At 37.6% G+C, this 21,162-nt stretch carries 19 protein-coding genes; 12 read left to right on the top strand and 7 right to left on the bottom strand.

Translation table 11 applies throughout. The annotated features are described in order from the left end of the window. Window positions 1–3: 3 nt before the first annotated feature. Window positions 4–984 (bottom strand): YpdA family putative bacillithiol disulfide reductase, encoded by a 981-nt coding sequence (locus G6N06_RS03465; RefSeq protein WP_163514664.1) that lies wholly within the window; start codon window positions 982–984, stop codon window positions 4–6. Between the two features lie 3 nt (window positions 985–987). Further along, window positions 988–2,217: an MFS transporter gene (locus G6N06_RS03460; protein WP_163514663.1), complete on the bottom strand. Its 1,230-nt coding sequence runs from the start codon at window positions 2,215–2,217 to the stop codon at window positions 988–990. 290 nt (window positions 2,218–2,507) lie between these two features. On the opposite strand from G6N06_RS03460, the gene G6N06_RS03455 reads away from it, so the two are divergent. Continuing rightward, window positions 2,508–3,110 (top strand): DUF1684 domain-containing protein, encoded by a 603-nt coding sequence (locus tag G6N06_RS03455; protein ID WP_163514662.1) that lies wholly within the window; start codon window positions 2,508–2,510, stop codon window positions 3,108–3,110. Between the two features lie 392 nt (window positions 3,111–3,502). Here G6N06_RS03455 and crcB read toward each other — a convergent pair whose 3' ends face one another. Both crcB and G6N06_RS03445 read right to left on the bottom strand, forming a co-directional pair. Continuing rightward, window positions 3,503–3,871 (bottom strand): fluoride efflux transporter CrcB, encoded by a 369-nt coding sequence (gene crcB / locus G6N06_RS03450; RefSeq protein WP_163514661.1) that lies wholly within the window; start codon window positions 3,869–3,871, stop codon window positions 3,503–3,505. Next, window positions 3,868–4,824 carry a GyrI-like domain-containing protein gene (locus G6N06_RS03445; RefSeq protein WP_163514660.1) on the bottom strand — a complete coding sequence of 319 codons (957 nt, stop codon included), beginning with the start codon at window positions 4,822–4,824 and terminating at the stop codon, window positions 3,868–3,870. Before G6N06_RS03445 ends, crcB begins: the two co-directional genes overlap by 4 nt. Window positions 4,825–4,919: 95 nt before the next feature. Here G6N06_RS03445 and G6N06_RS03440 point away from each other — a divergent pair, with 95 nt between their 5' ends. Next, a complete protein-coding gene (locus G6N06_RS03440) occupies window positions 4,920–6,971 on the top strand; it encodes a dipeptidyl-peptidase 3 family protein (protein ID WP_163514659.1) in 2,052 nt (683 codons plus the stop codon). Window positions 6,972–7,165: 194 nt separating this feature from the next. Here the strand turns inward: G6N06_RS03440 and G6N06_RS03435 are convergent, their stop codons facing one another. After that, on the bottom strand, window positions 7,166–8,257 hold the full coding sequence (locus G6N06_RS03435; protein WP_163514658.1) for a T9SS type A sorting domain-containing protein: 1,092 nt from the start codon (window positions 8,255–8,257) through the stop codon (window positions 7,166–7,168). A 958-nt stretch (window positions 8,258–9,215) separates the two neighbouring features. Between G6N06_RS03435 and G6N06_RS03430 the strand changes: the two genes are divergently transcribed. Beyond that, entirely contained in the window at window positions 9,216–9,602 is a 387-nt protein-coding gene (locus G6N06_RS03430; protein WP_163514657.1) for a pyrophosphohydrolase domain-containing protein, read from the top strand. Window positions 9,603–9,683: 81 nt separating this feature from the next. On the opposite strand, the gene G6N06_RS03425 is transcribed toward G6N06_RS03430, so the two are convergent. After that, window positions 9,684–10,751, bottom strand: a complete 1,068-nt coding sequence (locus G6N06_RS03425; protein WP_163514780.1) for a branched-chain amino acid aminotransferase — start codon at window positions 10,749–10,751, stop codon at window positions 9,684–9,686. 114 nt (window positions 10,752–10,865) lie between these two features. Between G6N06_RS03425 and G6N06_RS03420 the strand changes: the two genes are divergently transcribed. From G6N06_RS03420 to G6N06_RS03410, 3 genes are all read left to right on the top strand, one after another. Then, window positions 10,866–11,372: a DUF4920 domain-containing protein gene (locus tag G6N06_RS03420; RefSeq protein ID WP_163514656.1), complete on the top strand. Its 507-nt coding sequence runs from the start codon at window positions 10,866–10,868 to the stop codon at window positions 11,370–11,372. A 3-nt stretch (window positions 11,373–11,375) separates the two neighbouring features. Further along, window positions 11,376–12,083: a tRNA (5-methylaminomethyl-2-thiouridine)(34)-methyltransferase MnmC2 gene (gene mnmC2, locus G6N06_RS03415; RefSeq protein ID WP_163514655.1), complete on the top strand. Its 708-nt coding sequence runs from the start codon at window positions 11,376–11,378 to the stop codon at window positions 12,081–12,083. A gap of 649 nt (window positions 12,084–12,732) precedes the next feature. After that, window positions 12,733–13,641 (top strand): TIGR01777 family oxidoreductase, encoded by a 909-nt coding sequence (locus G6N06_RS03410; RefSeq protein ID WP_163514654.1) that lies wholly within the window; start codon window positions 12,733–12,735, stop codon window positions 13,639–13,641. Window positions 13,642–13,732: 91 nt separating this feature from the next. Here G6N06_RS03410 and G6N06_RS03405 read toward each other — a convergent pair whose 3' ends face one another. After that, window positions 13,733–14,347: a hypothetical protein gene (locus G6N06_RS03405; protein WP_163514653.1), complete on the bottom strand. Its 615-nt coding sequence runs from the start codon at window positions 14,345–14,347 to the stop codon at window positions 13,733–13,735. A 55-nt stretch (window positions 14,348–14,402) separates the two neighbouring features. Between G6N06_RS03405 and G6N06_RS03400 the strand changes: the two genes are divergently transcribed. From G6N06_RS03400 to G6N06_RS03375, 6 genes are all read left to right on the top strand, one after another. Continuing rightward, on the top strand, window positions 14,403–14,966 hold the full coding sequence (locus G6N06_RS03400; RefSeq protein ID WP_371865801.1) for a nucleotide exchange factor GrpE: 564 nt from the start codon (window positions 14,403–14,405) through the stop codon (window positions 14,964–14,966). Between the two features lie 43 nt (window positions 14,967–15,009). Further along, window positions 15,010–16,116: a molecular chaperone DnaJ gene (dnaJ, locus tag G6N06_RS03395; RefSeq protein ID WP_163514651.1), complete on the top strand. Its 1,107-nt coding sequence runs from the start codon at window positions 15,010–15,012 to the stop codon at window positions 16,114–16,116. Between the two features lie 255 nt (window positions 16,117–16,371). After that, window positions 16,372–17,298, top strand: coding sequence for an ABC transporter ATP-binding protein (locus G6N06_RS03390; RefSeq protein ID WP_163514650.1), 927 nt, complete (start codon window positions 16,372–16,374; stop codon window positions 17,296–17,298). A gap of 2 nt (window positions 17,299–17,300) precedes the next feature. Beyond that, on the top strand, window positions 17,301–18,614 hold the full coding sequence (locus tag G6N06_RS03385; protein ID WP_163514649.1) for an ABC transporter permease: 1,314 nt from the start codon (window positions 17,301–17,303) through the stop codon (window positions 18,612–18,614). A gap of 437 nt (window positions 18,615–19,051) precedes the next feature. Continuing rightward, a complete protein-coding gene (locus G6N06_RS03380) occupies window positions 19,052–20,215 on the top strand; it encodes a sigma-54-dependent transcriptional regulator (protein WP_163514648.1) in 1,164 nt (387 codons plus the stop codon). 65 nt (window positions 20,216–20,280) lie between these two features. After that, window positions 20,281–21,159, top strand: coding sequence for a PPK2 family polyphosphate kinase (locus G6N06_RS03375; RefSeq protein WP_163514647.1), 879 nt, complete (start codon window positions 20,281–20,283; stop codon window positions 21,157–21,159). The last annotated feature ends 3 nt before the right edge of the window (window positions 21,160–21,162 follow it).

The following is a 21,162-nucleotide window of genomic DNA, read 5'->3' as shown; positions in this document are numbered from 1 at the left end:
GACTTATTCGGTTTTAGTACTTAATGCTTCTATATGTTCGGTGATTATTTTGGCATGAATCCTTGAATTTTCGATAAACCACTTGTGGGTTTCCATCCCACCACAAATAACACCAGCTAAATATAGTCCAGAAATATTGGTTTCCATAGTGTCGGGATCATATTGTGGTAAGCGGGCATTATCATTGGAGAGTTTAATTCCTGAATTTATTAAGAACTCAAAGTTAGGGCGATACCCCGTAAGGGCCACTACAAAATCATTGGCTAAAGTCATCTCTCCATTTGGTGTTTTGATGGTTAATTCTGTTTCTTCAATTTCAACGACTTCTGAATTAAAATAGGCCTTAATGCTTCCTTCCTTAATGCGATTGATGATATCTGGTTTTACCCAATACTTTACACGTTCACCTATTTCCGAACCTCTTATGACCATGGTTACATTTCCACCTTTCCGCCAAATCTCGAGGGCTGCATCTACGGAAGAATTGCTTGCCCCAACCACAACCACATTTTGCATGGCATATGGATGCGCTTCATTATAATAATGGGTGACTTTTGGAAAATCTTCTCCCGGAACATCCAATAGCGTTGGGATGTCGTAAAAACCAGAAGCGATAATTACTTTGTCGACACGATATTGTGTTTTGGAAGTTGTGACTTCAAAATGTTCATTTGATTTCTTTATTGTTAAAACCTCCTCGTATAGGTGAATGTTCAATTCGTTTGAGGTCGCCACACGTCTATAATATTCGAGGGCTTCATCTCTATTGGGTTTTGGGTTGATGCTGATAAATGGGATCTCATCAATTTCGAGCTTTTCAGAAGTTGAAAAAAAGGTCATGTTTTTTGGATAATTGAACAACGAGTTGGTCAATGCACCTTTTTCAATAACCACATAGTTCCAATTTTTCTTTTTGCATTCCAATGCGCAGGCAATGCCAATAGGTCCTGCACCAATAATTAATACTTTATAAGTTGTTGTCATCGTTTAATAGTTGTTTTGGGATTTCATTTGGCTTTTTAAATAGATCAGGAGGCCTAATCCAAACAAGCCCAAAATAATCATAAAACTCCAAGTTTTAAGAAATCCATAGGCATCAATTAAATGAAAGCCTAGATTATGTGCAAAAATATGGGAAATAGAGAAAGCAATACTGTAAAGTGCCATATATTCTCCTTTAAGCCCACGTTTTGCGCGGACCAATGCGAAAGAATTTGAAAAAGGAAAAACAATCATTTCTCCAAAGGTCAGTAAAACCATGCCTATTACGACAAACCCAAGCCACGGATCCAGGATCAAAAATATAAAACTTAAACATGTTAAACCTAATCCGAAGGCCAACAATCCTATTTTCGTGTGTGTTTTGTTTTCTAACCAGTATATTAAGGGCATTTCGAAGGTAAATATGAGGATGCCATTCAAAGCCATTAAAAGACCGATCTCAAATTCTGAGAGACCAACACCTTCCTTGTAGAAATAGGGAATCGTCGAAATTAGCTGTAAGAAAACAATGCCAAAAATAACCATGGTCAAAAGAAAAATAATAAAGAATTTATCGGTGTATGCAGATTTTGGATTTAAACTGATCTCATTATCCAATGTTTTTGATTTCTTAGGATGCAGTACATTCAATAATACAACTCCGGCAATCATACAGCTAATGCCATCTATCCAAAAAAGACCATTATAATCCATTGTGGTAATAATGAGACCGCCAATGGCTGGACCAGCAGAAAAACCTAGATTGATGGCCAGCCTGATCAGAGTGATGCTTCTTGTCTTGTTTTCTGGTTTACTGTACGCATTTAGCGCTACAAACATGGCAGGTCTAAACATGTCGGCTACAGCCATCAAGACGAAAATACCAATGGAAATCAAAGCGAATGTTTCCAAGTATTGCATCCCAATAAATAGTAGGCCACTTAGAATAAGGCTGACATACATTACTTTATAGTATCCAATTTTATCAGTCAGTTTCCCACCAAACCAGGAACCTACTAAAGAGCCAAAACCAAAGGCGCTCATGATCCATGCCACATCATCCAAAGAGAAATTCAAATCGGTGGTAAGATAAAGTGACAAAAACGGAATGACCATTGTGCCTGCTCTGTTGATAAGCGTAATGAGGGACAGCCACCAGACTTCTTTAGATAGGCCCTTAAACGTATTGAGATAAGTTTGGCCTAAGGTAGAATTAAAGGAATTGAAAATTTTCATACAAAAGGCTATTAACTGAAACATTCGATCATCAGATCGAATTCAAGAAAGCGTCATTGGGAAAAACTATTGTAATGGTAAAAAACAAAAAATCCGACATTTAGGTCGGACTTGCTTACTCACTGAAAACACATCAAATTCATATTACAGCGCAAGTCCAATCAAAGAAAGTAGAGGTCCTAATTTGATTGTCGGAAATGATGCTGTGATACATGATTTTAGTGTTAATTGTTGCTCAAAGCTATGGAAAATAAGTTAAAATTGTATGTTTGTAAATCAATTATTTTTTTATGAAAACACTTTATTCATTTTTGTTGGCATTCATTTTTTTATGGAGTTGTGCTCAAGACAAACAACCAATTCAAGGGGAGACAGAGTTTCAAAGAAATCTTAATGCAGAATTTAAAGATGCCTCACGGTCGCCCTTAAAACAGAAAGATAGAAGAGAGTTTACAGGGCTGGATTTTTTTAAATTTGATTCTTTGTATGTTGTAGAAGCAACTTTCACGAAATCAGTAGATGAAAAGCCGTTCCAAATGAAAACTACAACGGATAGGCTTCCCACGTATTTAAAATATGGTGAAGTTACCTTTGATTTAAAAGGTGAATCGTATACATTAAATGTTTATCAAGATCAGGATTTAATGAACGAAGATGGTTTTGAGGACTACTTGTTTTTACCATTTTTAGATGACACCAATGGTGATGAAACTTATGGCGGCGGACGCTATATCGATTTGAGCATCCCAGAAGGTGAAGTCATGAACATCGATTTCAATACAGCCTATAATCCTTATTGTGCCTACGACGAAAAGTACTCATGCCCGATCGTTCCACGCGAAAATTATGTTGATGCCGAGGTCAGAGCAGGTGTTATGGCGTTTAAACACTAAGTTTATAGAGGGTAGTTGGTGGTTTGCAGTCAGCCGTGTTCAGTAGACAGTTGGCAGTCAACAATTTTCAGATATCTGTATTCAGTTTGGTAATTGTTTTGGGCTTTAAATTTTGATATTGATTTTTCGCCATCATTTCTGCGAAAATCTGTGAGAGATTTTGATAGTCAGAAACTAATCAATATTGAAAAATCTCTGCGGCTCTCTCAGCCCTCTGTGTAACTCTGCGAAAGAACTCAAATTTCAACTAAGACATTGAGCGTATAGTCAGCAGTCGGCAGTCAGAAGTGTTCGGTTGGGGGATTGCTTAAGTTTTTAATAGAACAATTGCTGCGAAAATCTGGGATAGCTGGTGGAAATGAAACTTGTCCAATTCTGTGAAGCAGCTCTAATCAACTTTTCACCAAATACATACCGAAAAAAACAGCTAAAAACCCAAGCACGAAACTCGCTATTGTATAAATAGCAAAACTCATAAAATCACCCGATTTTAGAAAGACATGATTCTCATAAGCAAAGGTAGAGAAGGTTGTGAAGCCGCCACAAAAGCCCGTGGCCAGAAATAAGATTTGGTTTTGGGATAGGGCATTGTTCTTTAAGGCCAATCCTAAAATAATGCCAATCAAGAAACTTCCTAAAATGTTGGCCACGAATGTGCCGTACGGAATACCGGTTTCAGGACTGTTGAGGAGTTTCGCGACAATAAATCTCAAGACGCTACCAAGTCCACCTCCAACAAAAACTAATAAGAGTTGTTTCACAAGACTTCAAGGGTTTCTTTAATAGGAATATAGATTTCAGTAACCCAATGTGCAGGATTGGGAAGTTTGGCAGGATCATTTTTATAAACCTCAAACGGACTCATATCCGAAGCTTCCAAATTCTGATCTTTTAAATATTTGTTGGCTATGGTCCATGCTTCTTTTAGATTGGTATAATTGCCTTTTAAGGTCACTTTAATAGCTTTGGTACGTTCCATAAATCCACTGAGCACATTGCTGTCTTCTGCAATGATGACTCTTTCGCTTACGGGGATGGCATTGCTCATAATCACATTCCCATTTTCCAGATTCATTTCAATATAAATGGTGAATGGCATGCCACTGGCTGTGATGTTATGGGTAGTCATAAAGGTTTTAATATCATCAAATTGGGCTCTCATGGCAGTATTCTTATTGCTTCCAGTAGAAGAAATTGTTTGGTACAAATAAAATCCGCCGCCATATTCCGTTATGCCGTCAATATTAATGGAATAGGTAGCCATGCTTTGTGCTACTTTTTTATCGATACTTTCCAAGTCTGCTTTAAATTGCTCTGTAAGTTCCTCTTCATTATCACCAAACAATGCGAATTTTGCTTTGGTCATAAATGCTAAATTATCTGCATCAAGGGTTCTTGTGACGGTGGTTGAGCCATCATCATTGGACATGAAATGCCATTTTAATTCTGATTTTTTTATTCGCTTACTTGTAAACGTTTGGAGAATGGAGTCGTTAGGAGTGGCTATAGTGTTCTGCATTGTTTCAGAACTTTTCCAAAATGAAGACCAATCCATATCAGTGGTATCTGAGACGATATCGAAAACTACTGCTTTAGGTGCGTTAATTGTAGTGCTTTCCGTCACTTCAAAATCATTGGGTTGAACTGCGACGTAAATAGCCATTCCGATAAGAGCAATTAAAAGTAGAAATAAGAGGTATTTTAGAAATTTCATTGGGTGATTTTGTAGAGTTTATCAAAGATAGACAATTTTATAGTATCTTAATAAATATTACATTTGTAACACAACAATTAAAAAATAAATTATTAATGAACTTAAAATCAATTTTCGGGATTGCATTGGCAATGAGTTTAACCATTGCTTGTAAAAATGAACCCAAAGCAACTACTGATCCGAATGCCGCCACAGTAGAAGCCCAAAAAGCTGATGTGCCGTTTGACTATACCGTTGAGCAGTTCGCTGACGTAAAGATTCTTCGGTATCAAATACCAGGATGGGACAATTTGACCTTAAAGGAGCAAAAATTAGTGTATTACCTAACCCAAGCAGGATTGGCCGGTCGTGACATTATGTGGGATCAAAATTACCGTCATAACCTTAAAATCAGGAAAGCTTTGGAATCTATCTATAGTACTTATGACGGTGATAAATCTTCTGAAGATTGGAAAGCGTTTGAGACTTATTTAAAACGTGTTTGGTTTAGTAATGGAATCCATCACCATTATTCCAATGATAAATTAAAAGCAGAGTATTCTAAAGACTATTTGAAATCTTTATTGACGGCTACCAATACGCAGTTGGAAGGCGAAGCTTTTGATGTGATTTTTAATGATCAAGATTCAAAGAAAATCAATCAAGCGAAAGGAGCGGATAACGTGGCACAATCGGCTGTTAACTTCTATGGAACTGATGTCACCACGGCCGATGTAATTCAATTCTACAAGAATAAAAAGTCGCCCAATCCGGACAAACCCTTGTCTTTTGGACTGAATTCCAAGTTGGTAAAGGAAAATGGTGAATTAAAGGAATTGGTTTATAAATCGGGAGGCTTATACGGTTCAGCTATTGATGAAATTGTGAGATGGTTGGAGTTAGCTAAGGGTGTGGCTGAAAACCAGGCCCAAGGAGATGCCTTAGGTCTCTTGATCCAGTACTATAAAACTGGTGACCTACAAACTTGGGATGACTACAATGTGGCGTGGACAGCTGCCACTGCGGGAAATGTAGATTATATCAATGGTTTTATTGAAGTTTATAATGATCCTATAGGCTATAGAGGTTCTTATGAGAGCATCGTGCAGATCAATGATTTTGACATGTCAGAAAAGATGAAGGTACTTGCTGATAACGCACAGTGGTTTGAAGATAATTCTCCTTTAATGGATGCTCACAAAAAGAAAAATGTGGTTGGAGTTACATATAAGGTTGTGAATGTGGCAGGTGAAGCTGGAGATGCTTCGCCGAGCACACCGATTGGAGTGAACTTACCAAATGCCAATTGGATTAGAGCCGCAGTTGGGAGTAAATCGGTTTCTCTTGGAAATATTATAGAAGCTTATAATAATGCAGGCAGCGCGGGCAGATTAAAAGAGTTTGTCAACGATGAAGAAGAATTGAAACTGGAGCAAGAATACGGTCAGGTAGCAAGCAAGTTGCACACCGCCTTACATGAAGTGGTTGGTCATGCTTCAGGACAATTGAATCCTGGTGTCGGTGAAACCAAAGAAACACTTAAAAACTATGCGTCCACTTTAGAAGAAGGTCGTGCTGACTTGGTGGGCCTTTATTATTTGTACAGTCCAAAACTGCAAGAACTTGGTTTAGTGGATGATTGGAAAAAAGTGGGGATGGCTGCTTATGATCGCTATATCCGCAACGGATTAATGACCCAATTGATCCGATTGAATTTGGGTGATAATGTTGAACAGGCCCATATGAGAAATAGACAATGGGTGAGTGCATGGGTTTTTGACAAAGGCAAAAAAGACAATGTCATCGAAAAAATCACCCGTGACGGTAAAACTTATTACAATATCAATGATTATGATAAATTGCATGAACTATTTGGACAGTTACTTCGGGAAACCCAACGTATCAAATCGGAAGGCGATTTCAAGGCGGTTGAAAATTTGGTAGAAACCTACGGGGTTAAGGTAGATCAAGAATTGCATAAAGAGATTTTAGAAAGAAATGCGCAATTTCCTGATGCCCCTTATAGCGGATTTGTAAATCCTGTTTTGGTGCCAGAAAGAGATGATAACGGTGAGATCACGGCAATAAAAGTAACCCAACCAGTGTCTTTTCCGAGCCAAATGCTGGATTATAGTAAAGCACATAGTTTTTTGAAAGAAGAGAATTGAATCTTATTTCAAAGCACATTTAATAGAAAACGGGGAACTATATTTTAGTTTCCCGTTTTCTTATTGACGCTAAATTTCAATAATAAGAGATTGAGAACGATAAGCGTGATGATTGAAATGATTACAGTCATAATAGTATTGTTTTTAATACATCTTAAGAAATAAAAGATGTCATCATTTTTTTGCAAAATTGATCAGTTTACAAGTAATCTCAATGTTTGTGAACCGCCATTGCTGTTGCTTATTTGTATAAAATATATGCCTGGATCTTCAACACTAAGATTTTCAACACGCTCAACTGAAGTATAGGATCTGGATAGTACAACTTGCCCCAGCATGTTGAATATTTTGAGGTTTAAAGTCTCTGCCTGATGTCCTAAGCTTAAGCTAAAATTGCCATTAGTCGGATTCGGAAATAGGGTTATTTTCGAAAACTTCTTGTCCTCGAGTGATAGGGGTTGACTGATGCGATAAACAAACGCTGTTGCTTTTGAAGGCGCTTGCGCAACCACATAAGTGTTGCCGTCTGATGACAATGCCAGTGCTGAACCTAACTTATCAAAATTAACATTGCCTGTAACAACTTGGCCAGCCTGATTCCAATCGGTTCCATCAAATTGGTTCACCGTAACGGTACCTGCTTGTAGTGTGCCGGTCACGTTAACATCGGTAGCTCCAATTGCGAGAATAGTACCATTTGCACTCATGCTTATTTTGGTTCCAAATAAACCATTGTCATTCTCTCCGTCCATAGCGCTGCCTATTTGTATCCAATCTGTGCCATTGAACGTGAAAGCCTTTACTTGTCCTGTTCTTGCCGTGCTATAAGCACTATAGGCAATTATATTTCCGTCTGCACTTATGGCCACTTCCCTGCCTATGCCTTCAGTGCCCACTCCTAAAAATCCTTGACCTTTTTGCACCCAATCTGTGCCATTAAAAGCATATACTATGACGGCGCCTACACCATTGATCGTTTTATTGGCACCTGATGTGATGATAGTGTTGCCAGTGGCATCCATATCGAGCGTTACGCCCAAACTTCTATCGGCTTTGGGAACTATTGGGCTGCCCTTTTGGATCCAATTGGTTTCGTTGTAGCCATAAACACGAACATGTCCAACGTCGGAATTGCCATTATAATCAGCTTTTGGTGCGGAAGCTGCAAATATGTTTCCATCAGATGAAATAGCAACTTTGGATTCGAAAGAATCTCCAGTACTATCTCCTATAACATCGAATCCCGTCTGTTGCCAGTCGGTACTATAAAATTGATATACTTGCACCAAACCTGAGTTGGACCCGTTATAACTACCTGATTGTTAGCGTCAATACAAACTATTTTTCCATTTGCGCTTAAGCTTACCGAGTCACCCCACCCCAAGCAAGAGAGGATGGTATTGCCTTTTTGAGTCCAACCTGAACCGTTAAGATTAAAAATCTGTACTCGACTTCCCATACTCGTGCCTCCTTTTGGTAGGCCAAAGGAAACCGTATTACCATTAGCACTAATACTGACTGCTTTTGCGAAATCAACATAGGATGGACCTATAAAATCAGGGCCTAGTGGATCCCAAGTTTGTGCTGATACTATACTTGAAAAAAGTTAAAAGAGAGCGAAAGGTAAAAGAGCAAGCAATACATGATTTTGAATGTGTAATTGAGTTCTCATCTATTGGAATGTTTTGGTTATGAGATGACATCGGAGAACAATTGAAATGTCATCATAAAAAACTAAAACTTAATTAGAAAGCGTCTATGATTCTATCATGGCGGCTTGGGCACAGTGAAGATTTTTTCAAAGTTCTACATTATTCGAAGCTGCTATTTAACTTTGACTCATGACAAATTTTCAAAATAACGTTTTGATAGATAGTGTTTTTAAATCAGTATATGTCAAGTAAACAAATACTTAACCGCCAAAATCATTAAAATAAAAGCGATAAAGGCAATAAGAATCCAAATGCTGCCTTTGTAGAACTTTTTGTGAAGTTTTAAATCTTTACGATAAGTATAAATCAAGATTATAGCAAAAGCAATTGCAAATAAAATCCCGAAAATCAATTGACCATTTGTTAACATATCGCTATTTTTATGCAAAATTAATCAAACCTTTTTAGAATCTGAACAAGCTTCTCTTGAAAATGGCAAGTTGTTATGTATATCAGGTTCCATTTTATTAGTTTATGGCCATTTTGGTGTGTTCAACTCTTAAAATATACGACATTATAAAATTTATTTGATATGAAAGAAAAACTGGATGCGGTAAAAGCATTTCATACGGCATTTAAAATTGGCCATAGGGAAAGTCCAAAGGCTGATTTGGGAATGGAGAAAAATATGCTCCGTTATAAATTGATGAGAGAAGAAAATGAGGAATATCTCGAAGCTGCAAATGACAATGACCTTGTTGAGGTGGGCGATGCCTTAGGCGATATGCTCTATATTTTATGTGGAACTATCATAGAACATGGTTTTCAGCATAAAATTGAAGAAATTTTTGATGAAATCCAAAGAAGTAATATGAGTAAGTTGGGTGCCGATGGAAAACCTATATTTCGCGATAACGGAAAGGTGTTAAAAGGCCCAAATTATTTTCAGCCAAATATTGAGAAAATACTTGATTCTTAAAACAAAAGCAGCAAATAAAAAAACTCCAAATTCCAATGTCTAATTATTGGAATTTGGAATTTGAAAAATTGTTGTTGGTATTTAAACTTGGTATCTCCAACCGTGCTTGTCCTCAGCCATATTGTGCTGAATGTTGAGCATTTTATCTTTTAAAGTGTCGGCGTACGAGTTCTCAATGGTTGGTAATTCAAAAAGCTCATCTGCATGTTCGAATGCTGAGATAGGACTGATTACTACAGCGGTTCCTGCGCCAAAAATCTCTTTTAACGAACCATTTTTAGAGGCCTCCTTGATTTCAGTCACTGTTATAGGTCTCACTTGGACCTCAATCCCGTTATCTTCCGCAAGTTGAATGATGCTTCTTCTGGTAACTCCATCCAAAATACGATCGCTTAGGGGGGCGGTAATCAAGGTGTCATTTATTCTAAAAAACACGTTCATGGTGCCAGCTTCTTCCAGTCTTTCATGGGTATCAGCATCCGTCCAAATCACCTGTTGGAATCCTTTCTTTTGTGCAAGACTTGTAGGATAAAACTGTGCTGCATAATTGCCCGCTGCCTTAGCGAAACCTACACCTCCATTGGCAGATCTACTGTACTCCTCGGCAATCAATACGCGAATTTTACCTGTGTAATAAGCTTTTGCCGGAGCACAAATAATCATAAATCTATAATTACTTGATGGAGAGGCTGAGATTGCTGGATCGGTAGCAATTATAAAAGGTCTAATATATAGTGAGTTTCCTTTTCCAGGCTTTACCCAAGCACTATCCATTTTCAACAAGGTGGTCAATCCTTTCATAAAATATTCTTGTGGGAATTCAGGCATTGCCAATCTTGTCGCCGATTTGTTGATACGGTTAAAGTTATCGATAGGTCTGAAAAGCCATACTTTGCCATCATTATCCTTATAGGCCTTCATGCCTTCAAAAACGGCCTGACCATAATGGAACACCCGTGCAGACGGATCCATGGTCATAGGTTGATAAGGAATTATTTTTGGCGTTTGCCATTCACCATTTTCATAGTCACAGATAAACATGTGATCGGTAAAAGTTCTACCAAATATTAAGTTGTCAAAATCAACAGCGTCAATTTTGGTAGTATCTGATTTTACGATATCGATTTCGTGTGAAGTGTGTTTTATCATCATATTTTTTTTGATGCTGCAAATTTAGTCATTTCTTGCAGTATAAAAAATCAAATATTTGTTTTAAAAAAACTTATATTTGTCTCTATTAATTTCTCATTAAGCAAAGAAAATATGAAAAAAAATCTTATCGTTTTTATAATTGCCTTGACTGTGATGGCGTGTAAAACTGAAGATAAAAAACATGAAGTTCAGGAAGTAGAAAAGGAAGTTGTGACCTATACGTCAATTGGTGAAGAGATTACTGCCGATGCTGCAAAATCAACAGCAGATATGGCTGAAGCCTATAGATCGATGAGTGTTGGAGATACCATAAACGCCAAAATGATTGGGAAAGTAGATGAGGTTTGCCAGTCTAAGGGCTGTTGGATGAAAGTGAATCTTGAAGATGGCAATCAGATCATGGTGAAATTCAAGGATTACGGATTTTTCATGCCAAAAGATATCGCTGGAAGCGAAGTCGTGATCAATGGAAAGGCGTATGTCAATGAAGTTCCGGTTGACGAATTGCAACATTATGCAGAAGATGCGGGTAAATCTGCTGAAGAAATTGCAGCAATCACTGAGCCTAAAACAACGTTTTCGTTTGAGGCAGACGGCGTGTTGTTGAAAGGTATATAACACTTGCAACGCAAAATTATTACCACGGCTGATGGTTCCAAGACCATCCAAATAGAAGAATGGAATGAGCAGTACCATTCCCTACATGGCGCCATACAAGAAGCAAACCACGTGTATATCAAACATGGTTTGCTTTTTTGCTATGATCAGAAAAGTCTTTCCAATGAAACTTTGGAGGGTTCAGTTCAAAATATTTCCATTTTGGAAATTGGCCTTGGCACAGGTCTTAATGCATTTCTGACCTTGTTGCAGGCCGATGAGCATCAAATTGACATATATTATACAGGGGTAGAGGCATTTCCGATTTCGTCCAATGAGATGGCGGCTTTAAATTATCCAGAAACGCTTCGTGTTCCAGAGAAAACCGCACTTTTTGAAGAGATGCATAAAATCCCGTGGGAAACGGACAAACGCCTAACATCTTACTTTATACTTCATAAGCAACAGAAGTTATTCAAGGATATCACAGATAAAGATCGATTTGATTTGATCTATTTTGATGCCTTTGGGGCGCGAGTACAACCCGAGCTTTGGACGACATCTATTTTTAAAATCATGTTTGATGCTTTAAAATCAGGCGGTGTTTTAGTAACCTATGCTGCCAAAGGGAGCGTGCGTCGAGCCATGCAATCCGTTGGTTTCGGTGTTGAAAAACTACCAGGTCCACCTGGTAAAAGGGAAATGCTTCGTGCAACGAAGCATTCGACCTAGTTCAAATGCTAAGAGCCAGGAAAGGCTCTTAGCATTCAGCGAGGCACGAGCTAAATGCGTCCTTTTGCAGGAAAGGCTCTTGGCATTCAGCGAGGCACGAGCTAAATGCGTCCTTTTGCAGGAAGGGCTCTTAGCATTCAGCGAGGCACGAGCTAAATGCGTCCTTTTGCAGGAAAGGCTCTTAGCATTCAGCGAGGCACGAGCTAAATGCGTCCTTTTGCAGGAAAGGCTCTTAGCATTCAGCGAGGCACGAGCTAAATGCATCCTTTTGCAGGAAAGGCTCTTAGCATTCAGCGAGGCACGAGCTAAATGCGTCCTTTAGCAGGAAAGGCTCTTAGCATTCAGCGAGGCACGAGCTAAATGCGTCCTTTTGCAGGAAAGGCTCTTAGCATTCAGCGAGGCACGAGCTAAATGCGTCCTTTAGCAGAATAAATTATTAATCACTCAGTGGGTTCGCGACTAAATACGTCTATTTGCAAAAGACCTTGAATAAGCGATTAAGGTACATGCTAATGTCTTCTTCCGGAGTGAATCGTCTATTTCCAAACGTTAAAAAAATCGATTATTTGTTAATTCTGTTAAACCTTGTGTTAAAGTGATAAACAATCAGTTTTTCATTGGTTAACTTTATAAAAAGCACAAGAAATAGATGAAGGTATTAATTACAGGAGCTACAGGTTTAATAGGTAAGGAAATAGTGAAACGATGTCATGAGCAGAATATATCGGTGCATTATTTGACAACTTCCAAAGAAAAAATTAGAACTCAGGATAATTACAAGGGGTTTTATTGGGATCCCGAAAAAAACATAATTGATAGCGGCTGTTTTAAGGATGTGGACGCTATTATTAATTTAGCGGGTGCGGGCCTCGCAAAACGATGGACTAAAAAATATAAAAAAACGATTGTTGAAAGTAGAGTCCAATCGCTACAGTGTATGAAAAGTGCGCTTTCAAAAATTGAAAACCATCACATTAAACATATTCTTTCTGCAAGTGCCATTGGTTTTTATCCAGATTCACTTACCAAATATTATGACGAATCGTGCACAAAAAAATCGCCATCGTTTCTTGGTGAAGTAGTTTCGGAATGGGAAAACGCCGTAGATGAATTTTCAACCTTGGGATTGTTGGTGTCAAAAGTTAGAATTGGCTTGGTGCTGGACGCTACTGAAGGTGCTTTACCTCAAATGGTAAAACCTATTAAATTAGGATTGGGATCAGCTTTTGGGTCAGGAGAACAATGGCAGTCATGGATTCATGTTTATGATTTATCACGAATTTTCGTTCATATTATTCAGAATGAATTGGAAGGAGTTTACAACGGCGTCGCTCCAAATCCTATTACCAATAACGAACTTACAAAGGCAATTGCAAAAACACTGCAAAAACCGCTTATTTTGCCAAACATTCCGAAGTTTTTCATGAAACTTGTGCTAGGCGAAATGCATATTGTACTTTACGAAAGTCAGCGGGTAAGTTCCAAGAAAATAGAAGATTCTGGTTTTGACTTTACTTATTCCAATGTACATCCTGCGTTGGAAGCTATTTTGATATAGCTTTTACGAAGTTTTGGGTTCAATGTTAGGAATATCATCCAACTCTATGAACGTTATGATGAGTCAGATGAATTAAAAGTGCCTCCAATTTTTAAATTTTTGCTCCTAACTTACACCGTAGTTGTTTTATTGGCGATAGGTCCAATTGTCCTTTATTCTCTATGTTTAATGCCTCTTTCAAGTCCTTAAAATTCGAATATTCGTAAGAAGAGAAGGACTTAGCCAATTTTCCATTCTTAATTAACCATACGGCCTCATATTCTCCATTTTCAGATTCTTCATAAATAATTTTGTAGTAATCATAATACTTAAATTGCACTTCTTTAATGTTGGAAGCAAACACATATTTCTGAAAGATAATACGTTCGGATTCAATCCGTAGGGGTTCCATTTTTAAAAGAGGAAAGCATCCAAATAGTAATATAGCAGCGGCAAATAAAAAAATGAGAATAGATTGTGGATCATTCCATGGTTCTGGATGTGTCCTATCTGGCGATGATAAAAAAAACAGGAGTAGGGACAATAGGATAGAAAGTCCAAAGACACTATAAGCCATTACCTTATATTTTAGAGTAAAATGTGAGATAACCATGATTTTATAAATGATTTGTGCAACCAAGAATACATCGTTGGATTGTGGAAATGTCAGCATTTCAAAAAATAATATTTTTTTACTTGGCAAGTCATGAAAAATATATTGTGACATTTTGACATTTTTTGAATAATGGCAGTACTTTTGCCAATTCAAAATGAAGATAAAAATGAAGTTCAAAAATATGAGCAAAAAAGATAAAAATGAAGACATTGAGATCAATGTTGAGGAAGCTGTTAATGAGGCTGTAAATGAAGCTGTTAAAACTGAAGAAGTTAGTGTAGAGGACCAATTGAAAGAAGAATTGGGCAAGGAAAAAGATAAGTTTTTAAGACTGTTTGCAGAATTTGAAAACTACAAAAAACGTACAACAAAAGAACGAATAGAGTTGTTCAGAACTGCAGGGCAGGATGTAATTCAGTCACTTTTGCCAATTTTGGACGATTTTGACAGAGCGATTCATGAAATTTCCAAAATAGAAAAAAAGGATAATGAGCTCCTCATAGGCGTAGAACTTATTCGTAACAAACTTAAGAGTACCCTAAATAGCAAGGGACTTGAGGAAGTTGTTGTTGAAAAAGGAGATGCTTTTAATGCAGATGAACATGAAGCCATTAGTCAAATCCCTGCACCTTCAGATGACTTGAAAGGTATGATTGTTGATGTCATTGAAAAAGGTTATAAGCTGGGCGATAAAGTGATTCGTTTTCCTAAAGTCATTACAGGATTTTAAATAGGCGAGTAAGGATTTAGGAATTGATTAGAATTAACATACCATGAAGGAAGATTATTACGACATATTAAAAATTGATAAGAATGCGTCAGCGAATGACATTAAAAAAGCATATCGCAAGAAGGCACTAAAATATCACCCGGATAAAAATCCAAACGACAAGGAGGCCGAGGAAATGTTCAAGAAAGCTGCAGAGGCTTATGAAGTATTGAGCAATCCAGAGAAGAAAGCACGTTATGACCAATTTGGTCATCAGGCATTCCAAGGTGGAGGCGGTTTCAATGGCGGTGGCATGAACATGGATGACATCTTTAGCCAATTTGGAGATATTTTTGGCGGTGGTTTCTCTGGTTTTGGAGGTGGTTTTGGTGGACAACAAAGACGCGTTAAAGGTAGTAATCTGAGAATTAGGATTACCTTGACCTTGGAAGAAATTGCCAATGGTGTTGAGAAAAAACTTAAGGTAAAACGAAAGGTTCAGGCGCCAGGTACAACCTATAAAACCTGTTCAACTTGTAATGGATCCGGACAAGTCATGCGGATTACCAATACCATCTTGGGTCGAATGCAGACCTCTTCGCCTTGTCCGGCCTGTGGCGGTGCGGGAGAAATGATCGATAAAAAACCTTCTGATGCGGATGCCCAAGGCTTGATTATTAAAGAGGAAACCGTATCCGTCAAAATTCCTGCGGGGGTGGTTGACGGCATGCAATTAAAAGTATCTGGAAAAGGTAATGATGCCCCTGGAAAAGGAATTTCGGGCGATTTGTTAGTGGCCATACAAGAAGAAGAGCACAGTACTTTGAAGCGTGACGGCGATAATTTGCATTTTGATTTATATGTGAGTTTACCAGATGCTGTATTGGGAACCAGTCAAGAAATTGATACTGTAACAGGTAAAGTACGTATCAAGATAGAATCAGGTGTGCAGTCCGGAAAGATTTTACGATTGAGAGGTAAGGGAATTCCGAGTATCAATGGTTATGGTAAAGGTGATCTATTGGTGCACATTAATGTTTGGACTCCAAAAACCCTGAATAAAGAACAACGGGAATTCTTTGAAAGCATGAGAGATGACGAACACTTTCAACCTAAACCGGAAAGTTCGGATAAATCATTCTTTGAGAAAGTTAAAGATATGTTTTCATAACCAAGTGGTAATTTGATAAAAATTACTATATTTGAATATCACTAATTTATTTTAGTGATATTTTTCTTTTTCATAGCAATTTTTTCCCATCCTTGATTTATTAAGGGTGGGTTTTGTTTTTTAGGGTATATTGCTTTTGAAATTCCTATGATAATAGTGGTTTTAAGATAAAATAAAAGTATATAATCTGAACTAAACTCTAACATTTAATATATTTACGCATCTTTAAACCATGCCATACAAACGCAATTTTTTATGAACAACTTGTTAGTTGCCAATTCAGTTTCCAAAAGTTTTGGAAATTTCAAAGCGCTAAATGAAGTATCCATTGCAGTTCCAAAAGGAAGTATCTTTGGGCTTTTGGGTCCAAATGGTGCCGGTAAGACGACGCTCATTCGAATTATCAATCAAATTACCATGCCAGATTCTGGCCAGGTGCTTTTGGATGGACAACCATTAAAACCAATGAATATCCGTGATATTGGTTATTTGCCAGAAGAACGTGGTCTATATAAATCCATGAAAGTAGGAGAGCAGGTACTCTATTTGGCTCAATTAAAAGGCTTGTCAAAGCAAGTGGCTAGAGAACGTCTGAAATATTGGTTTGACAAATTGGATATAGGCGATTGGTGGAACAAAAAAATCCAAGAGCTCAGTAAAGGACAGGCCCAAAAAATTCAGTTTATTGTCACGGTAATTCACACACCCAAACTCTTGATTTTTGATGAACCATTTTCGGGGTTTGATCCTATCAATGCCTCACTCATTAAGGATGAAATTTTACAGTTGAGGGACGAAGGTGCTACGGTTATATTTTCGACCCATCGAATGGAATCGGTGGAAGAAATGTGCGACCATATTGCGCTAATTCATAAATCCAATAAAGTTTTGGATGGGAAATTGACTGATGTAAAACGCCAATTTAAGACCAATACCTTCGAAGTTGGTATGCAGTCCTCCAATCCGGAAGAGGTCACGCGAATTATAAAGGAGAAATTTGAAGTGTTTCCGGCGACTTTCAAAAATTTGAATGACGATATCAAATTGAATATCAAACTACCTGATGAAACATCTTCCAATGATTTGTTGAGCTTTTTAACTTCAAAAGCAGAAATTCATCATTTTGTGGAAGTAATCCCTAGTGCCAATGACATTTTTATTCAAACTGTAAAAAATAATTGAAAATGAACCATTTACCGCTCATCATCAAAAGAGAGTATTTGAATAAAGTGCGCAATAGGTCTTTTGTTGTCATGACATTTTTGAGCCCTATCATCATGATTGCCCTTGTTGCAGTTGTGGCATATCTGTCCCAGATCAATAATGATAAAAAACGTAGCATTACAATCTTGGATGAAACTGGGGTTATTGCAGAGGCTTTTGAAAACACTGAGAATACTACCTATACGATATTAAGTGATACTGGGTATGAAACGGCCAAAGAGCTGGTTAAAGCTAAGGAGGACTTTGGATTACTGTATATTAAAAAAGCTTCTGATACTATTAACCTCGTCGAATCCGTAAATTTCTATTCGGATGAATCTCCTTCCGTATCCATAATTTCCAATTTGGAGCGACGAATTGAAAAGCGTTTGTCTGACATTAAATTGCAAAACGACGGAGTAGATATTGAACAGATAAGAGCTTCTAAAACTACGATAAATATTGGCCAGGAAACCTTTGAAGGTGAAAAAACATCTAAAATTGACAGTTATTTAAAACTCGCCTTTGGAGGTGCTGCGGGATATTTGTTGTTTATGTTTATTATCATTTATGGCAATATGATCATGCGCAGCGTGATTGAAGAAAAAACAAGCCGAATTATTGAGGTTATTATTTCTTCAGTTAAGCCAATTCAATTGATGATGGGTAAAATAATAGGAACCTCATTGGCTGGAATCACTCAATTTCTAATTTGGATTATTCTTGGAGGCGTATTGTTATTTATGGTTTCTGCAATTTTTGGCATCGATTTGATGCAAATTCAATCCCCACAGCAACAAATGATCAATCAGGCGATGGCGTCTTCCGACGCTCAAAATATTGCCCAAGATTTAATTGCCGGATTTGTTAATCTGCCAATCCTCAATTTATGTGTGGCGTTTTTGTTTTTCTTTATTGGAGGCTATCTTTTGTACAGTTCGTTTTATGCTGCCATTGGTGCAGCTGTAGATAATGAAACGGATACCCAACAATTTATGATGCCTATTATTATGCCACTCGTTTTGGCTGTTTATGTTGGTGTATTCACGGTCATAGAAGATCCTCACGGAACTGTTTCAACAATATTCTCCTTTATCCCCTTGACATCACCGGTGGTTATGCTCATGAGAATCCCTTTTGGTGTTCCCATATGGGAGCAGCTTTTGTCTTTTGCCATATTGGTGTTTACTTTCGTGTTTACCGTGTGGTTTGCAGCCAAAATTTATAGAGTGGGTATTTTAATGTACGGTAAAAAGCCTACTTATAAAGAGCTGTTTAAATGGTTGAAGTATTGATGTTATTGCCTGAAACTCTGTACTGAGAGGTGCTAATTGAAAAAATTAGACGTAAGTACTAATTGGCTAACTGAATAAGCTTCAATAAATAGGGGGTAAGAAATTTTGAAGTTAGATGGCGTTTGACCTCCCATTTCGATTTAAAAGTTGTTATGAGAAGAATATTTGTACCTTGTTTGCGCACAGAACACTTGCCATGGGCTTAAAGTAATTGCTAAGATTTACATTCCATACAGACTCTCCTAATGAGATCACCAAAATTTAATTTTGTGTTTAAATTTGAAGACAACAGCTACGGAATATCTTTTGCATAAAGTTATAACACCTTAGGTGTTTCTCATGAAAACAAATTAGAAAAAAAATAGAAATCAGATTTTTATTTCCGTTTCTAATAATAGTTTTTATTTTAGAACAAGAATAAAATTTAAATATAAAGAATGGCGAAAATATTAGTCATAGAAGACGAAGCAAGTATCAGAAGAGTTTTGGTTAAAATTCTTTCAGAAGAAAATGAGGCCTATCAAGTAGACGAAGCTGCGGATGGCTTGATTGGATTGGAAAAAATAAAAAAAGAGGATTATGACTTGGTACTTTGTGATATCAAAATGCCAAAAATGGATGGTGTTGAGGTTTTGGAAGCCGTCAAGAAAATAAAACCAGAAACCACTATCGTCATGATCTCTGGACATGGTGATTTGGACACCGCAGTCAATACCATGCGTTTAGGCGCTTTTGATTATATCTCGAAACCCCCTGATTTAAACAGATTGCTCAATACGGTCAGAATTGCATTAGATCGGAAGGAATTGGTGGTGGAAAATAAAATGCTCAAGAAAAAAGTGAGCAAAAATTATGAAATGATCGGCGAAAGCAAAGCCATTTCCCACATCAAGGACATGATCGAAAAGGTAGCGGCGACGGATGCCAGAGTTCTGATTACCGGACCAAACGGTACAGGAAAAGAATTAGTGGCACATTGGCTCCATGAAAAGAGCGATCGTTCCACCGGACCACTTATTGAGGTCAATTGCGCGGCAATTCCTTCTGAATTGATTGAGAGTGAACTTTTTGGACACGTTAAAGGTGCATTTACCAGTGCTGTAAGAGATAGGGCAGGAAGGTTTGAAGCTGCCAATGGCGGCACCATTTTTCTTGACGAAATTGGCGATATGAGTCTTTCTGCCCAGGCGAAGGTTTTAAGAGCGCTACAAGAGAGTAAAGTACAGCGCGTAGGAAGTGACAAGGATATCAAGGTGGATGTACGTGTCATTGCAGCAACCAATAAAAATTTAAGCAAGGAGATTGAGGAAGGCAGATTTAGAGAGGATTTATACCATAGGCTGGCGGTCATTTTAATTCAGGTGCCGCCATTGAATGACCGAAGAGAAGACATACCTTTATTGATAGAGCATTTTGCGAATAAAATAGCCGAACAAAATGGAACGGCACCCAAATCGTTTTCAGCAAAGGCCATCAAGCAATTACAGGAATACGATTGGACAGGAAATATTAGAGAGTTGCGCAACGTGGTGGAGCGCTTGATTATCCTTGGAGAAAAGGAAGTGAGTCAAAGTGATGTCAAGCTGTTTGCTTCTAAATAAAATATTAAGAATTAATACATCCGAATAGAAAATGAAGTATTTGGACTAAAAATATGACTTCTATTATGAAAAATATCAATATTGAGGACTTCAAAATTACAAATCCAATAAACATTAAGGATTTTAAAACAGAATTCAACCTTGAAGCTTCAAAAAGCGATATAAAAGATCATCTGAAGGACGTCCGAAAAGGTTTGGGTAAAATTCAAGATACCATGTACGCCCATGGTAAATATGCTGTTTTGGTCTGTTTGCAAGGAATGGATACGGCAGGAAAAGATAGTTTGATACGTGAAGTATTCAAAGATTTTAACTCACGCGGAGTGGTTGTCCATAGCTTTAAGACACCAACAAGTTTGGAATTAAGGCATGACTATTTATGGCGACATTATGTCGCACTTCCTGAACGGGGCAAATTTGGCATTTTCAATCGGACCCATTATGAAAACGTCTTAGTGACCAAAGTCCATCCATCTTATATTTTAAATGAAAACATTCCAGGAATTGATACGGTTGAGGATATTGACAATGCCTTTTGGGAAAGACGTTTTGAAGACATCAATAATTTTGAGAAACACATTGCAGAGAATGGCACCATCATTTTTAAATTCTTTTTGAACCTTTCAAAAAATGAACAAAAACATCGATTGTTGAGACGTTTGGATCGTGAAGATAAAAATTGGAAATTCTCTCCTGGCGATTTGAAAGAGCGTGAACTCTGGGATGACTATATGACCTGTTATGAGGACCTTCTCAATAGGACCTCAAAACCTCATGCGCCTTGGTACGTTATTCCTTGTGATGACAAAAAAACATCGAGGTATTTGGTTGCTAGGGTTTTGTATGATACTTTAAAAACCTATACAGATATTAAGGAACCTGAATTGGACGACGCCATAAAGGCGAATATTGACATGTATAAAAGACAGCTGAAAAAAGAGTAGCTT

Origin of the sequence: Gelidibacter japonicus, assembly GCF_010725055.1 — a bacterium.
Lineage (GTDB): Bacteria > Bacteroidota > Bacteroidia > Flavobacteriales > Flavobacteriaceae > Gelidibacter > Gelidibacter japonicus.
The sequence above is the reverse complement of the archived record's forward strand: the minus strand, read 5'-3'. Positions and strand labels throughout refer to the sequence as shown.

Excerpts from the sequence above, each read along its gene's own strand:
- G6N06_RS03465 (WP_163514664.1), bottom strand. The coding sequence starts at position 984 with ATGACAACAACTTATAAAGTATTAATTATTGGTGCAGGACCTATTGGC.
- G6N06_RS03460 (WP_163514663.1), bottom strand. The coding sequence starts at position 2,217 with ATGAAAATTTTCAATTCCTTTAATTCTACCTTAGGCCAAACTTATCTC.
- G6N06_RS03455 (WP_163514662.1), top strand. The coding sequence starts at position 2,508 with ATGAAAACACTTTATTCATTTTTGTTGGCATTCATTTTTTTATGGAGT.
- G6N06_RS03445 (WP_163514660.1), bottom strand. The coding sequence starts at position 4,824 with ATGAAATTTCTAAAATACCTCTTATTTCTACTTTTAATTGCTCTTATC.
- G6N06_RS03440 (WP_163514659.1), top strand. The coding sequence starts at position 4,920 with ATGAACTTAAAATCAATTTTCGGGATTGCATTGGCAATGAGTTTAACC.
- G6N06_RS03430 (WP_163514657.1), top strand. The coding sequence starts at position 9,216 with ATGAAAGAAAAACTGGATGCGGTAAAAGCATTTCATACGGCATTTAAA.
- G6N06_RS03425 (WP_163514780.1), bottom strand. The coding sequence starts at position 10,751 with ATGATAAAACACACTTCACACGAAATCGATATCGTAAAATCAGATACT.
- G6N06_RS03420 (WP_163514656.1), top strand. The coding sequence starts at position 10,866 with ATGAAAAAAAATCTTATCGTTTTTATAATTGCCTTGACTGTGATGGCG.
- G6N06_RS03410 (WP_163514654.1), top strand. The coding sequence starts at position 12,733 with ATGAAGGTATTAATTACAGGAGCTACAGGTTTAATAGGTAAGGAAATA.
- G6N06_RS03405 (WP_163514653.1), bottom strand. The coding sequence starts at position 14,347 with ATGTCACAATATATTTTTCATGACTTGCCAAGTAAAAAAATATTATTT.
- G6N06_RS03400 (WP_371865801.1), top strand. The coding sequence starts at position 14,403 with ATGAAGTTCAAAAATATGAGCAAAAAAGATAAAAATGAAGACATTGAG.
- dnaJ (WP_163514651.1), top strand. The coding sequence starts at position 15,010 with ATGAAGGAAGATTATTACGACATATTAAAAATTGATAAGAATGCGTCA.
- G6N06_RS03390 (WP_163514650.1), top strand. The coding sequence starts at position 16,372 with ATGAACAACTTGTTAGTTGCCAATTCAGTTTCCAAAAGTTTTGGAAAT.
- G6N06_RS03385 (WP_163514649.1), top strand. The coding sequence starts at position 17,301 with ATGAACCATTTACCGCTCATCATCAAAAGAGAGTATTTGAATAAAGTG.
- G6N06_RS03380 (WP_163514648.1), top strand. The coding sequence starts at position 19,052 with ATGGCGAAAATATTAGTCATAGAAGACGAAGCAAGTATCAGAAGAGTT.
- G6N06_RS03375 (WP_163514647.1), top strand. The coding sequence starts at position 20,281 with ATGAAAAATATCAATATTGAGGACTTCAAAATTACAAATCCAATAAAC.